Here is a 14,843-nt window from a genome sequence, read left to right on the forward strand (position 1 = left end):
ACCACCGGCCCGAGAAGAAAGTTCTGCAAACCCTGACGCTTTACGCAAGGTGTTACCGGTCTTTCAGAGCATGGACGAAGAAGATGACAGAAAAATAACCGCTGCCTACACGCCGGTCGCTTGCCTCGTCGTTTGCAGAAAACGATCCAGCAAGTCCCTCATCAACACCGCCGAAACGGGTGTATGCAGCTTGCCCAGCAGTTCCAGCTCGCTGTCCTCCAGCAAGCCGTTCAGGTCGCGGAGCAGGCTCGGCGCCACAGTGCCGAGCAAAATCAGCGCCCGAGCGTCCTGATGCGCCGTCAGATGACGGATCAACGCCATTCCCTCGCCACCCTTGAGTTGCGGATCACAGATCGCTATATCGACCGTGCCCCGCCGCCCCAGCGATGTCAGTGCCGATGGAAGGGACGGTGCGGTCAGTACGTCGTAGATGCCGATGGCATTGAGCATCTGGTGCAACGCCATCAACTGGAACGGGTTGTGTTCTAGGATCAGGACTTTAAGTGAGCGCATGAGCGACCTCTGGCACGGAAATCGCGGACTCTCACCGCAGTTGCCGTTCACTCTAGGGCAGGCTTCCTTAGGCTCCCATCGGAAAAGGACACGTTTCGCATAGGACATTTCCGAACTTTAGGGCAGACATCGGCACCGTCCCTCCATCCTGCGCTGACCAATGTCCGTCCAGCCACCGAGCAACCCGCGCATCTTGCCGTCGGTGCCGTAAAAAGGCACCGTCCATTGGTAGATATCCTTGGGGCCGCACTTGAACAACAACTGCCGTTTACTGAACCGGGTCTTGCGCGTGTTCAGTTGCACCATGAACTCGTCGTGCAGCATCACGGCGGTGGCTTGGGGAAGGATATCGACGTCGGTCAGCCGCCGCCCCTGAATCTGATCGAAACGTACCGACAGCGCCTCTTCATAGCTGCGGTTGCAGGTCACCAGGCGCCCTTCCAGATCCCGGACAAACATCGGATCGGGCATGGCATTGATCAGCGCATGCTGAAATGCCAATTGATCGCCCAAGTCTTTCTCGGCCTCGCCGCGCTGCTTGATCACCGAGGACAATCGGCGGTTCCAGATCAACGACAGCCCACCGAAGATCCCGACCACCAACATTCCCCAGCAACCCCATTCGCCCAAACGTTGCCAGATCGTCGGCGCCACGGGCGGCGCGATACCGCCCAGCCATTTATGGCGAAGCGCGCGCAACTCGGCAGCGGGGAACACTTCCAGCGCCTTGTTGAGAATACTTAATAGTTCCGGCATGCCCTTGCGCATCGCCAAGTGATCCGCTTCCCACTTGCCTTCCAGCAGTGCTCCGACCCTGAGCAGGCCCGACGGGTATAACTGCGCACCGATTTCATTTTCGATGGTGGCGTAGGCTTCACCACTTTCCACCAGCGCACGGGCTTCGGCGTATGTCTTGACCGAACGCACTGCGATGGACGGGTATTCGCGCCTGATGATGTCCTCCAGCGCGTGTCGGGCCGGCAAGACGAGCACCCGTTTGGCCAGTTGATCCAGCGATTGCACCGCAGGCTCTCCTGCCCGACCGACAAATACCCAACCGGCCCCGCCAAAGGCATGGCTGAAATCCAGAAACGCCTTGCGCTCATCGTTCATCGCCAGTGTCGTGCTGATGTCCGCCTCACCGTTTTCCAGGCGTTCCAGCATCTGATCCGTGGAGAACGACTCGCGATGTACAAACTGCAATCCGGTCATAGCGCTGATGCGCTTGAGCACATCATTGTTCAAACCGTTCCAGTGACCATGCTCATCCTGGAACAGATACAGCGGATATTGCACCGACGCGACAATGACTTGCGGGTTATCGCGTATCCATTGCCGCTCCCTGTCGTTCAGCGCGACAGGCGCGATCCGCAGCCCGGTTTCCTGTTCATGCAGCACAAGTTGCGCGGCCATGCTCCAGCGCAAGCCTCCCAACAGGCATAACAATAAAATCCAGCGCAGGGCTGGCTTCAGTCCTCTTTCAAACAGCATTGCCACTTCCTTCGTAATCGACTCACCCATCCTTCAAGGGGTGAAAACCCGGGCAGTGTGGCACGCAAAAACAAGAAAGCCCGTCAGGAGACGGGCTTCAAAATGTGACAGCGTTACGGCGTTAAAGTGGCTTGCCGCGGTTGCCATGCTGGCTGACAAAGGCCTGCACGGCTTTCAGGTCGTTTGGCAAAACGGTGCAACGTTCTTCTCGCTCAAACAAATCAGAAAGATGTGCAGGTAGTTCGAGAGCTTTTCCTACACCGGCTTTTTCCACTGCGTCAGGGAATTTGACCGGATGCGCCGTGCCGAGGATCACCATCGGGATGTCCAGACTGCGACGGCATTCACGCGCAGCCCTGACGCCGATGGCCGTGTGCGGATCAAGCACTTCGCCGCATTGCTCGTAGACTTCGGCAATGGTTTCGCAGGTTTGCGCGTCGTCCACCGCCAGCGAGTCGAACAGCTTGCGCGCTTCGGTCCAGCGTTCCTGTTCAACGCTGAAACCGCCACCCTGCCTGAACGAATCCATCAGGCCGGCAATCGCCGCGCCGTTGCGACCGTGCAGGTCGAACAACAGACGTTCGAAGTTCGACGAAACCATGATGTCCATCGACGGCGACAGCGTAGCGTGCAAGGTTTCCTTGACGTACTGATTGCCGCTCATGAAGCGGTGCAGGATGTCGTTGCGGTTGGTGGCGACGATCAACTGGTTGATCGGCAGGCCCATGTTGCGCGCCAGGTAACCGGCAAAAATGTCGCCGAAGTTGCCGGTCGGCACCGAGAACGACACCGAACGCGCCGGCCCGCCCAATTGCAGCGATGCGTGGAAGTAGTAAACGATCTGAGCCATGATCCGCGCCCAGTTGATCGAATTCACTGCCACCAGACGCGTGCCTTTGAGGAAGCTCTGGTCGGCGAAGCTGTTCTTGACCATTTCCTGGCAGTCATCGAAGTTGCCTTCAATGGCGATGTTGTGGATGTTCTCGCCGTAAATGGCGGTCATCTGCCGACGCTGCACTTCAGACACCCGGTTATGCGGGTGCAGGATGAAGATGTCGACGTTTTCGCAGTGCTTGCAGCCTTCAATGGCCGCCGAACCGGTGTCACCGGAAGTGGCGCCAACGATGACCACACGCTCGCCGCGTTTTTCCAGCACGTAGTCGAGCAAACGACCGAGCAGTTGCAGGGCGAAGTCCTTGAACGCCAGGGTCGGGCCGTGGAACAGCTCCATCACCCATTCATTGCCGTTCAGCTGACGCAGCGGGGCCACGGCGCTGTGGGAAAACACGGCGTAGGTTTGTTCAAGGATCTTTTTGAAATCGGCATCGGGGATGCTGCCGGTCACGAACGGACGCATCACGCGGAACGCCAGCTCGTGATACGGCAGGCCGGCCCAGGAAGCGATTTCTTCCTGAGTGAAACGTGGCAGGCATTCCGGAACGTACAGACCGCCGTCGGTGGCAAGACCGGTCAGCAGGACGTCTTCGAAATTCAAGGCCGGTGCCTGGCCGCGAGTACTGATATAGCGCATAGGGGGCAAACCTTTGGTTTGAGCTTGAAGCGTCGAGCTGCAAGCAGAAAGTGAAAAGCGGTTCTGCTTTCACTTGCGGCCTGCAGCCTGAAGCTGGCAGCTGCTGTTAATTCAGATGCTCGACACGGATCCGTACAACCGGCCCGACCACGCCGGCCAACGCTTCGAGGGCAGCGATGGCATCATTGATGTGCTGCTCCAGCACGCGATGGGTCAGCAGGATCATCGGCACCAGACCGTCATGCTCTTCGACTTCTTTCTGCATGATCGATTCGATGTTGATACCGCGTTCCGACAGGATGCTCGCAACCTGGGCCAAAACGCCCGGATGATCCTTGGCCTGAATGCGCAGGTAGTAGGCGCTTTCGCAGGCTTCGATCGGCAGGATCGGATGAGCCGACAGCGAATCCGGCTGGAAGGCCAGGTGCGGCACACGGTTTTCCGGATCCGAGGTCATGGCGCGAACCACGTCCACCAGGTCGGCGATCACCGACGATGCGGTCGGCTCCATGCCGGCGCCGGCGCCGTAGAACAACGTAGAACCCGCAGCGTCACCGTTGACCATCACGGCGTTCATCACGCCGTTGACGTTGGCGATCAGGCGATCGGCCGGAATCAGCGTCGGGTGTACGCGCAACTCGATGCCGGCCGCTGTGCTGCGGGCCACGCCAAGGTGCTTGATGCGATAGCCCAGCGCTTCGGCGTAGTTGACGTCGGCAGTGGTCAGTTTGGTGATGCCTTCGGTGTAAGCCTTATCGAATTGCAGCGGAATGCCGAACGCGATGGACGCCAGGATCGTCAGCTTGTGGGCGGCGTCGATACCCTCAACGTCGAAGGTCGGATCGGCTTCGGCGTAACCCAATGCTTGAGCTTCGGCCAACACGTCTTCGAAGGTGCGACCTTTCTCGCGCATTTCCGTGAGGATGAAGTTGCCGGTGCCGTTGATGATGCCGGCGACCCAGTTGATCCGGTTGGCCGACAGGCCTTCACGGATTGCCTTGATCACCGGAATGCCACCGGCGACCGCCGCTTCGAATGCCACGATCACGCCTTTCTCGCGTGCCTTGGCGAAAATTTCATTACCGTGAACGGCAATCAGTGCCTTGTTCGCGGTGACCACATGCTTGCCATTCTCGATGGCTTTGAGTACCAGCTCGCGGGCAACGGTGTAGCCGCCCATCAGCTCTATGACGATGTCGATCTCAGGGTTCGTGGCCACTTCGAAGACATCGTTGGTAATCGCAATACCGGTCGTCTGGAACTGAGGCTTTGGCGTGCGCATGGCAATTTGTGCCACTTCGATCCCACGCCCGGCACGACGAGCAATTTCCTCGGCGTTGCGCTGAAGTACGTTGAAGGTTCCGCCACCGACGGTCCCTAACCCACAGATGCCTACTTTGACCGGTTTCACTGTGAACTCCCCATAAAACGGCCGACGCAAGGCCGGCCGTGAAAACAACCGCAGAATCGCGGCTCTCTATTGATGGCCCGGCGATGTTGCCGCCGGACCACGCTCGTCACAGGCTCACCGTAACGAGGCGAATTTACTTCGCGCCCAGCGCCAGTTTGGCGACTTGTGGCGCAGGCTGGTAGCCCGGAATCACCTGTCCGTCAGCCAAAACGATGGCCGGCGTACCGTTCACGCCAATCGACTGACCGAGGGCGAACTGTTTCGACACCGGGTTTTCGCATTTGGCGGCTTTGATTTCATTGCCGTCGACCATTTTGTCCATGGCCGCTTTCTTGTCTTTCGAGCACCACACCGCTTGCAGTTGCTCGTCACCCGGCGAACCCAGGCCCTGACGCGGGAACGCCACGTAACGCACTTCGATGCCTCGCTTGTTCAGCTCAGGCACTTCGGCGTGCAGTTTGTGGCAGTACGGGCAAGTGGTGTCGGTGAAGACGGTGATGTGCGATTTGGTCTCGCCCACGGCGGGGTAGACCACGGTTTCGGCGACGGGAATGGCATTGATCAGCTTGGACACGCCCAGGCGTTCGGTTTTTTCGGTCAGGTTGACCGGTTTGCCGTCCTTGAGCTCAAACATGTAGCCCTGAACGATGTACTGGCCATCGGCACTGGCGTAGAGCACGCGGCTGCCCTTGAGTTTGACTTCGTACAGACCGGCCAGCGGGCTGGCGGAGATGCTGTCTACTGGCACTTCGAGCTGGAGGTTTTCCAGGCTTTTACGAATCGCTTTGTCGGCCGCGTCATCGGCGACGGCAAAGGTGCTGACCAACGCAATGGCTGCGGCGGCGAAAATCTGGGTCAGACGCATGAGAACTCCTAAGGCGGACAAACGGAACGATCAGAACGCCCGTGCCGAAACACCGGGTCATAACCGCCCATCGTGCAAACCGGCAAAGCCTACCACAGAAGGCTCGCACGACCGAATGCACCTGATGATCCACACTTTCCCGTGTGTAGGCGCTGCGCAAGCTCGGGCCGCGATCGGACGATCTTTTGACCTCAAGGGAGCGCGGAGCGTCGCGGGCTGCATTCCCACGCGGAGCGTGGGAACGATCAGATCGCAGCCTGCGGCAACTCCTACACGGGGCGAACCGGGTTCAGCCTCTGGGGTGATGTTTGGCGTGCAATTCCTGCAACCGTGCCCGGGCGACGTGGGTATAGATCTGGGTGGTGGATAAGTCGCTGTGGCCCAGCAGCATCTGCACCACGCGCAGGTCGGCGCCGTGGTTGAGCAGATGCGTGGCGAAGGCATGGCGCAAGGTGTGCGGCGACAGCGACTTGCTGATCCCGGCCACCTGCGCCTGATGCTTGATGCGGTGCCAGAAGGTCTGGCGGGTCATCTGCTCTCCGCGCAGGCTGGGGAACAGCACATCACTGGGGCGCCCGCCGAGCAACTCGTCACGGCCATCACGCATGTAGCGCTCGACCCAGACAATCGCCTCCTCGCCCATTGGCACAAGCCGCTCCTTACTGCCCTTGCCCATCACGCGTAATACGCCCTGACGCAAGTTCACCTGTTCCAGCGTGAGGCTGATCAGCTCGGTTACCCGCAAGCCGCAGGCGTACAGCACTTCAAGCATGGCGCGATCACGTTGACCGATGGCTTCGCTGAGATCCGGCGCGGCGAGTAACGCTTCGACATCGGATTCCGACAGGGATTTAGGCAACGGCCTACCGAGTTGCGGCATATCGACGCGCAGCGTCGGATCCACGGTGATCAGTTTTTCCCGCAGCAAATAGCGATAAAAGCTACGTACGCCGGAGAGAAATCTCGCGGTGGAGCGCGGCTTGTAGTTCTGTTCCAGGCGCCAGGCCAGGTGATCGAGGATCAACTCGCGGCCGGCGTTGCTCAGCTCGATATTTTTCTCCTGCAGCCAGCCGTTGAACAGCGCCAGATCGCTGCGATAGGCGCCACGGGTGTTATCGGAGAGGCCCTTTTCCAGCCACAGGGCGTCGAGGAATTGGTCAATCAGCGGGTGGTCGATGGCAGGCATGGGCACTCGGAGCACGCGAGCCTGAGGGCGGCGCGCGCATAAACATGAACGTTGAAAAATCGCCGCTAGTCTTTCATAGCCCGTAGCTTCAAGGAACAAAAGCTTCATTGAATATTGATCGCTTCGCAGGCAACCCAGCGTCAACGGTCACGATAATCGGCACACAGCAACCCTCAGGTAGGCGCTGCCAAAGGCTGCGATCTTTTTGTTTTTCCGAGCCAGATCAAAAGATCGCAGCCTGCGGCAGCTCCCACAGGGGCGGGGCGAAAAAATGGGGGCAACAAAAAAGCAGCCCGTAGGCTGCTTTTTTCTGCATCGGAAGCTGGACTTAAGCCAGTTTTTCCTTGATGCGTGCTGCTTTACCCGACAGGTCGCGCAGGTAGTACAGCTTGGCTTTGCGTACGTCACCGCGACGTTTAACAGCCATGCTGTCGATCTGCGGGGAGTAGGTCTGGAAAGTACGCTCTACGCCAACACCGTTGGAGATTTTACGAACGGTGAATGCACTGTTCACGCCGCGGTTACGCTTGGCGATGACAACGCCTTCGAACGCTTGCAGACGGGAACGGTCACCTTCCTTCACTTTAACCTGAACGACAATGGTGTCGCCCGGGGCAAAGGTAGGGATTTCTTTGGTCATCTGCTCTGCTTCGAGTGCAAGGATGATTTTGTTAGTCATGCTGTGCTCCTAAGGTAAATCGTCGGATCTACCATCGATACGTTGTTAACTATCGTCCCGCTCGCGGATGTATTCCTCGAGCAGCTTCTTCTCTTCTCCAGAAAGCGAGCGGCTTTCCAGAAGATCGGCGCGTCGTTCATAGGTCCGACCAAGGGACTGCTGTAAACGCCAACGCCGGATATGCGCGTGGTTGCCACTTAGCAACACGTCGGGAACACGCTGATCCGCATACACCTCCGGCCGGGTGTAGTGCGGGCAATCCAGCAAACCATCCGTAAAGGAATCTTCCTCCGCGGAGTCCGCATGCCCTAAAGCTCCGGGCAGCAGCCGTGTAACCGCATCGATCAGCACCATGGCCGGCAGCTCGCCGCCAGACAGTACATAGTCGCCAATCGACCACTCTTCATCGACATGAGCATCAATAAAACGCTCGTCGATGCCTTCATAACGGCCGGCAATCAGGATCAATGCGTCCTCATTCGCCAACTCGCGTACCGCCGACTGATTCAGTTGACGGCCTTGGGGGGACAGGTAAATCACCTTCGCCGCCTCCCCGGCTGCTGCCTTGGCCTGAGCCAGTGCATCTTCCAGGGGCTTGATCTTCATCACCATGCCCGGACCACCGCCAAACGGGCGATCATCCACAGTGTGATGCCGATCGGTCGTGTAATCTCGCGGATTCCAACAGGTCAGCTGCAAAAGCCCCTGTTTGACCGCACGACTGGTGATGCCGTAGTCGCCGATGGCGGAAAACATTTCGGGAAACAAACTGATCACTTCTACGCGCAAATTAGCCACGCTTAGAAGTCCGCGTCCCAATCCACCTTCATCTCGCCCGCTGCGAGGTCGACTGCCAACACGCATTGCGCCGTATAGGGCAACAGGCGTTCGCGATCATCCAGGCTGCCAGCGCAAGGCTTGACTACCATTACATCATTGGCGCCGGTCTCCAGAAGATGATCGACTTTCCCGAGCAATTGCCCCAGTTGATCGATGACCTTCAGACCTTCAAGCTGGTACCAGTAGTACTCGCCGTCGGTCAATTCAGGGAACAGGTTGCGCGGCACGCAAATCTCATAACCGGCCAGAAGACGAGCTTCTTCACGATCATCAAGACCCTTGAGCTTTGCGACCAGGAACTTGTCGCTCCCGCGTCCACTGACCAGCTCGACCTGTTTGACATTGCCTTCGCGCTTGAGCGTCCAGGTTTTGTACTGCAACAGGTTTTCAGTCGGATCAGTAAAGGAATACACCTTCACTTCGCCGCGAACGCCGTGAACAGAATAGATTTTGCCAATAACGATCAAATCATCGGCAACAGTCGGCGTCGCGTTCATATTGCTCAGGCCGCAGCCTTGGCATTTTCCTTCAACAACTGAGCAACACGCTCAGAAGGTTGTGCACCAACGCTCAGCCAGTAGGCAACGCGCTCTTGGTTCACGGACAGACGGATTTCCTGACCACGGGCAACAGGATTGAAGAAGCCAATCTGTTCTTTGTGGGAGCCGTCACGCGGGTTACGCGAGTCGGTTACGGTCAGGTGGTAAAACGGGCGCTTTTTGGAGCCGCCAAGGGCAAGACGGATTGTTAGCATGTGAACATCGTTCCTGTAGTCGGTGCTGCAAATCTAAATGCACAGCGGGCATGGGTGCCCGAAAGGCCGCATATTCTAAGGAATATCCGGACTTTTGCAAATGTCTTTTTCCGGCGCCTATGGCATGCCGTGCAGATCTGCATATAGAGCCGTCGATGAAAACGGCCGGTCAGCTCCCGCCAAGTGCGGGTTTGCTGTTGATCCCGCATCCTTGCGGGGCCTGCGCCGGTGCGACGACCGGCGCAAAGTCTTTACATTTTCGGCATGCCGCCGCCGGGCAACATACCGCCCATGCCGCGCATCATTTTCGCCATTCCGCCTTTCGCGGAGAACTTCTTCATCATCTTCTGCATCTGCTTGTGCTGCTTGATCAAGCGGCCAATGTCCTGCACCTGCGTGCCGGAACCCATAGCGATCCGGCGCTTGCGCGAACCGCTGATCAGCTCAGGGTCGCGGCGCTCGGCCGGGGTCATGGAGTTGATGATGGCTTCCATCTGTTTGAACTGCTTCTCTGCCGCACCCTGGGCATTGCCCATTTGCGCCAGGTTGACGCCGCCCATGTTCGGCAGCTTGTCCATCAGGCCGCCGAGGCCGCCCATGTTCTTCATTTGTTGCAGCTGATCGCGGAAGTCTTCGAGATCGAAGCCCTTGCCCTTCTTCAGCTTCTTGGCCAGTTTGTCGGCCTTGTCCTTGTCGAGGGTCGCTTCAGCCTGTTCGATCAGGCTGAGCACGTCGCCCATGCCGAGGATTCGCGAAGCGATACGCTCGGGGTGGAACGGCTCCAGCGCCTCGGTCTTTTCGCCCATACCGATGAATTTGATCGGCTTGCCGGTAATCGCACGTACCGACAATGCGGCACCGCCACGAGCGTCGCCGTCGACCTTGGTCAGGATCACACCAGTCAGCGGCAGTGCATCACCGAAGGCCTTGGCCGTGTTGGCGGCGTCCTGGCCGGTCATGGCATCGACCACGAACAGGGTTTCGACCGGGTTGATCGCGGCGTGCAGCGCCTTGATCTCGCCCATCATCTCTTCGTCGATGTGCAGACGACCGGCGGTGTCGACGATGACCACGTCGATGAACTTGAGTTTTGCTTCTTTAATAGCCGCGTTGGCGATGTCGACCGGCTTCTGGCTCAGGTCGGACGGGAAGAACGTCACGCCGATGTCGTTGGCCAGGGTTTCCAGCTGCTTAATCGCCGCAGGACGATAAACGTCCGCCGACACGACCATGACCGACTTCTTCTTGCGCTCCTTAAGGAAGCGCGCGAGCTTGCCGGCGGTGGTGGTTTTACCAGCGCCTTGCAGACCGGCCATCAAGACGACGGCTGGCGGCACGGCGCTCAGGTTCAAATCTTCGTTGGCCGCGCCCATCAGGCTTTCAAGTTCGGCCTGGACGATCTTCACGAATGCCTGGCCTGGTGTCAGGCTGCGCGACACCTCGGTGCCAACGGCGCGTTCCTTGACCGAATTGACGAAGTCCTTGACCACCGGCAGTGCGACGTCAGCTTCGAGCAATGCCATGCGCACTTCACGCAGGGTCTCTTTAATGTTGTCCTCGGTCAGCTTCGCCTTGCCGGTGACATGGCGCAGCGTCTGCGAGAGACGGTCGGTTAAGTTTTCAAACATTGCGCGATCCTTTCAGGCCCTGTACGAACCGGGATAATGGCGGCCCAGACCGGATTCAACATGTGCTCGGCGAGCCTGCGGCGTGGGCAGGTCGCGGATTATAGCGAAGACTGCGTCGGGCGGACACCTCGCACTTTCGTGCCGTGGCGGTTCTATGCCAAACTCAGCGCCTTTCGGGCTTGCCTAACAGGATTTATGCTCCCCTTGTCACCCAGTTTGCTGACCACCCTCGCCGCCGCCCTTCTATACGCCGCTGCGACCATTTATCAGAGCACCCGTCTGGCGTCCGGCGCCAAGGCGAACAAGCGCCTGCTGGTTACGCTCGGCGTCGTCGCCGTGCTCGCCCACAGCGCCAGCCTGATCACGCACCTGCTGACGCCGATCGGTCTGGGCCTGGATTTCTTCAGCGCCTCGAGCCTGATCGCCGCCGCCGTCATCGCCCTCACCTTGATCGCCTGTTCACGCATTCCGGTGGAAAACCTGCTGGTACTGCTATTCCCACTGGGGGCGATCACCGTGTTGCTGGCGCAATTCGCGCCGGCCGGCACCGTGCAGATCATCGACGAAGAGCCGGGCATCCTCGCCCACATCCTGCTGTCGATCCTCGCTTACGGCATGTTCACCATTGCGGTGTTCCAGGCCTTGCTGCTGCTGGTGCAGGATCACCAGCTCAAGCACAAGCACCCGTCGGGCCTGATCAAGAACTTCCCGCCGCTGCAAACCATGGAAAGCCTGCTGTTCGGCTTCCTTTGGGCCGGCTGGACGCTATTGTCGCTGTCGCTGATTTCCGGCTGGCTGTTTGTCGAAAACCTGTTCGCCCAACACCTGGTACACAAGACCCTGCTGGCGTGTCTGGCCTGGATCGTCTTCAGTGTGTTGTTGTGGGGCCGCAATCGCCTCGGCTGGCGCGGCCACAAAGCCATTCGCTGGACCCTTGCCGGTTTTTGCCTGCTGATGCTGGCGTATTTCGGCAGCAAGCTGGTTCGCGAATACATTCTGCACATCTGACGGGCGGGTTAAATGGACGGTTTGCCCATAGGGCCGATGCTCGCGGTATTTGCCCTGCTGATTTTATGGTCGGGGCTATTTACCGCCGTTGAAAGCGCCCAGCAGTATTTGCTGGCCCAGCGCACCGCCACCCGCGCCAGCGACAAGCCGCTGGCGCAGCTGAGCTTCCCGCTCGACAGCCTGATCCTCTGCAATACCCTGTGCCGCGCACTCGCCATGGTGGTCGCCACACTGCTGGCTTTTTTTCTCTGCGAAGAGAACGGCCCGTGGCTGGGGTGCCTTGGTGCTGGCGCCCTGCTGCTGATATTCGCCGACTACGCGCCGCGCACTTTGGCCCAGCGCTATCCGGATGCCGTTCTTTCATTCGGCAACACGTTGCTGGCGGTGCCGCTGAAAATCCTCTACCCCGCCGCCTGGTTGCTGGCAGGCATCAGCCGTGCGCTGATGCGGCCGTTCGCCCGCAAGCCGCAGGTGGTGCAACAAAGTGAAGATGACATGCCCATGGATCGCCAAGACGATCCGGAACAACCGGCCAGCCATCCACACCCGGTTTCAGGCATTCATGCGCTGGACAACATCACGGTCAATGACATTCTGGTGCCGCGCAGCGATGTCGACGGGATCAATCTCGACGACCCGCTCGAACAGATCATCGAACAACTGCGCCATAACAAGCGTACGCGCCTGCCGGTGTTCCACAGCGACATCAATCAGGTCGAGGCGGTGCTCAATACTCGCCAGGTTCGCCATCTGCTGGACAATGACAGCCTGACCCGCGAAGCGCTGCTGGCCGCCAGTTACGAACCTTACTTCGTACCGGAAAGCACGCCGCTGCAACTGCAACTGCTCAACTTTCACAAACAGCAGCGACGTTTAGGCATGGTGGTGGACGAGTACGGCGAAGTGCTCGGCATCGTCACCCTGGAAGACATTCTCGAAGAGATCGTCGGCGAGTTCGAAAGCGAGCACAGCCTCGACAATCCGCATATTCATCCGCAGGCCGATGGTCGCCTGGTCGTTGATGGCACGGCGTCGATTCGCGAATTGAACAAGAGCCTTGGCTGGCATCTGCCCAGCGATGGGCCGAAAACCCTGAACGGGCTGGTGACCGAAGCGCTGGAGACCATTCCCGAGAGTGCGGTGTGCCTGAAGATCGGGCGGTATCGGCTGGAGATTCTGGAGACAGAGGACAATCGGGTGAGCAAGGTGCTGGTCTGGCATACGAGCTCGGTTCCGGCCCTGGCGGGCGCGCGATAAAGATCAAAAGATCCCAGGGGGAATGGGTTCTCAGGCTGCGATCTTTGCTCTTGTTTGATTGTTAGCGTCCTTCCTATAATCGAGTCGCTTACCCAAGCCCCGCCGCGCTCCGTGCTTACCCCGCACCCGACAGCTTCCGGCAGGTGTAACGGCAATATCCGCATCACACCGACGACTGTTCCTACCTGAGACAGCGCTCGCGCCTCATCCCACATCCCTGGGTGTTCGACCATAATAATTCGCTCCAACGGAGCACATGACTGTCAGGGATAAACCGCATGACGACCAGCACCGCCTACAGCGCCACGGCGCCGGCCCAGCCGACCAACTCCGCCACCCGTGTGGCCACCGCGAGTTTCATCGGCACCGCCATCGAGTTCTACGATTTCTATGTGTACGCCACCGCCGCTGCGCTGGTGATCGGGCCTGTTTTCTTCCCGCAGACCTCCGGCACCGCGCAGATGCTTTCGGCGTTTCTCACGTTTGGTATTGCCTTTCTGGCCCGTCCCTTGGGTTCGGCGCTGTTCGGCCATTTCGGCGACCGTATCGGACGAAAGTCCACACTGGTTGCATCCTTGCTGCTGATGGGTGTTTGTACGACCCTGATCGGCGTACTCCCGGGGTACGACAGCATTGGCGCGTGGGCGCCAATCTTGCTCTGCGTGCTGCGCTTCGGCCAGGGATTGGGGCTTGGCGGTGAATGGGGCGGCGCCGCGCTGCTCGCCACCGAAAACGCACCGAAGGGCAAACGGGCGTGGTTTGGCATGTTCCCGCAACTCGGCCCTTCGATCGGTTTTCTCGCGGCCAATGGTCTGTTCCTGACGCTGGCGATGACGCTCAATGACGAGCAATTCCGCAGTTGGGGGTGGCGCATTCCGTTCCTGCTGAGTGCGTTGCTGGTGATGGTCGGCCTCTACGTGCGCCTGAAGCTGCATGAAACCCCGGTGTTCGCCAACGCAGTCGCGCGTCAGGAACGCGTCAAGGTGCCGCTGGTTGAGCTGTTCAGCCAGTACTGGATGCCCACCCTGCTGGGCGCGGCGGCCATGGTGGTGTGTTACGCGTTGTTCTACATCTCGACGGTGTTTTCATTGAGCTACGGTGTTTCGACCCTGGGCTACAGCCGCGAGACGTTCCTCGGCCTGTTGTGTTTTGCGGTGTTGTTCATGGCCGCAGCCACGCCACTGTCGGCCTGGGCAAGCGACCGCTACGGGCGCAAACCGGTGCTGATCATCGGTGCCGTGCTGGCGATTTTGTCCGGATTCCTGATGGAACCGCTGCTGACCCAAGGCTCGACCTGGGGCGTGGCGCTGTTTCTGTGCATCGAGCTGTTTTTGATGGGCGTGACGTTCGCACCGATGGGCGCGCTGCTGCCGGAGCTGTTCCCGACTCACGTGCGTTATACCGGCGCGTCAGCAGCCTACAACCTCGGCGGTATTGTCGGCGCATCGGCGGCACCGTTCTTCGCGCAGAAACTGGTGGCGATGGGTGGTTTGAGTTATGTCGGCGGGTATGTGTCGGGGGCAGCGGTGCTTAGCTTGATCGCCGTGCTGTGCCTGAAAGAGACGAGGAATAACGATTTGAATCAGGTTGCCTGACAGAAAGAGCAAAAGCTTCGCGAGCAAGCCCGCTCCCACATTTGGAATGCATTTCCCTGTGGGAGCGGGCTTGCTCGCGAATGTC

General features: G+C 59.1%; 14 protein-coding genes. 3 read left to right on the forward strand and 11 right to left on the reverse strand.

Annotated features, from left to right (window positions below; all coding sequences use genetic code 11):
• Nucleotides 1–105 precede the first annotated feature (105 nt).
• From GIW69_RS00130 to ffh, 11 genes are all read right to left on the reverse strand, one after another.
• Nucleotides 106–513: a response regulator gene (locus tag GIW69_RS00130; RefSeq protein WP_236480131.1), complete on the reverse strand. Its 408-nt coding sequence runs from the start codon at nt 511–513 to the stop codon at nt 106–108.
• A 117-nt stretch (nt 514–630) separates the two neighbouring features.
• Nucleotides 631–2,004, reverse strand: coding sequence for a transporter substrate-binding domain-containing protein (locus GIW69_RS00135; RefSeq protein WP_236480132.1), 1,374 nt, complete (start codon nt 2,002–2,004; stop codon nt 631–633).
• A 121-nt stretch (nt 2,005–2,125) separates the two neighbouring features.
• A complete protein-coding gene (gene thrC / locus GIW69_RS00140) occupies nt 2,126–3,535 on the reverse strand; it encodes a threonine synthase (protein ID WP_236480133.1) in 1,410 nt (469 codons plus the stop codon).
• A 106-nt stretch (nt 3,536–3,641) separates the two neighbouring features.
• Nucleotides 3,642–4,946 carry a homoserine dehydrogenase gene (locus tag GIW69_RS00145; protein ID WP_018926703.1) on the reverse strand — a complete coding sequence of 435 codons (1,305 nt, stop codon included), beginning with the start codon at nt 4,944–4,946 and terminating at the stop codon, nt 3,642–3,644.
• 133 nt (nt 4,947–5,079) lie between these two features.
• On the reverse strand, nt 5,080–5,811 hold the full coding sequence (dsbC, locus tag GIW69_RS00150) for a bifunctional protein-disulfide isomerase/oxidoreductase DsbC (protein ID WP_236480134.1): 732 nt from the start codon (nt 5,809–5,811) through the stop codon (nt 5,080–5,082).
• Nucleotides 5,812–6,100: 289 nt separating this feature from the next.
• Nucleotides 6,101–6,997, reverse strand: a complete 897-nt coding sequence (gene xerD, locus GIW69_RS00155; RefSeq protein WP_236480135.1) for a site-specific tyrosine recombinase XerD — start codon at nt 6,995–6,997, stop codon at nt 6,101–6,103.
• A 328-nt stretch (nt 6,998–7,325) separates the two neighbouring features.
• A complete protein-coding gene (gene rplS, locus GIW69_RS00160; RefSeq protein WP_003175895.1) occupies nt 7,326–7,676 on the reverse strand; it encodes a 50S ribosomal protein L19 in 351 nt (116 codons plus the stop codon).
• Between the two features lie 45 nt (nt 7,677–7,721).
• Complete coding sequence (gene trmD / locus GIW69_RS00165) at nt 7,722–8,474, reverse strand: tRNA (guanosine(37)-N1)-methyltransferase TrmD (RefSeq protein ID WP_496570873.1); 753 nt, start codon at nt 8,472–8,474, stop codon at nt 7,722–7,724.
• 2 nt (nt 8,475–8,476) lie between these two features.
• Nucleotides 8,477–9,013, reverse strand: coding sequence for a ribosome maturation factor RimM (gene rimM, locus GIW69_RS00170; RefSeq protein ID WP_236480136.1), 537 nt, complete (start codon nt 9,011–9,013; stop codon nt 8,477–8,479).
• Between the two features lie 5 nt (nt 9,014–9,018).
• A complete protein-coding gene (gene rpsP / locus GIW69_RS00175) occupies nt 9,019–9,270 on the reverse strand; it encodes a 30S ribosomal protein S16 (protein WP_236480137.1) in 252 nt (83 codons plus the stop codon).
• A 251-nt stretch (nt 9,271–9,521) separates the two neighbouring features.
• Nucleotides 9,522–10,898, reverse strand: coding sequence for a signal recognition particle protein (ffh, locus tag GIW69_RS00180; protein WP_236480138.1), 1,377 nt, complete (start codon nt 10,896–10,898; stop codon nt 9,522–9,524).
• Between the two features lie 195 nt (nt 10,899–11,093).
• On the opposite strand from ffh, the gene GIW69_RS00185 reads away from it, so the two are divergent.
• The 3 genes from GIW69_RS00185 (at nt 11,094) to GIW69_RS00195 (ending at nt 14,758) form a co-directional block, all read left to right on the forward strand.
• Nucleotides 11,094–11,906, forward strand: a complete 813-nt coding sequence (locus tag GIW69_RS00185; RefSeq protein WP_236480139.1) for a cytochrome c biogenesis protein CcsA — start codon at nt 11,094–11,096, stop codon at nt 11,904–11,906.
• A gap of 12 nt (nt 11,907–11,918) precedes the next feature.
• Nucleotides 11,919–13,163 carry a transporter associated domain-containing protein gene (locus GIW69_RS00190; protein ID WP_236480140.1) on the forward strand — a complete coding sequence of 415 codons (1,245 nt, stop codon included), beginning with the start codon at nt 11,919–11,921 and terminating at the stop codon, nt 13,161–13,163.
• Nucleotides 13,164–13,441: 278 nt separating this feature from the next.
• Complete coding sequence (locus GIW69_RS00195) at nt 13,442–14,758, forward strand: MFS transporter (protein WP_236480141.1); 1,317 nt, start codon at nt 13,442–13,444, stop codon at nt 14,756–14,758.
• The last annotated feature ends 85 nt before the right edge of the window (nt 14,759–14,843 follow it).

The sequence above is a fragment of the Pseudomonas syringae genome, from assembly GCF_021605415.1.
GTDB lineage: Bacteria > Pseudomonadota > Gammaproteobacteria > Pseudomonadales > Pseudomonadaceae > Aquipseudomonas > Aquipseudomonas syringae_S.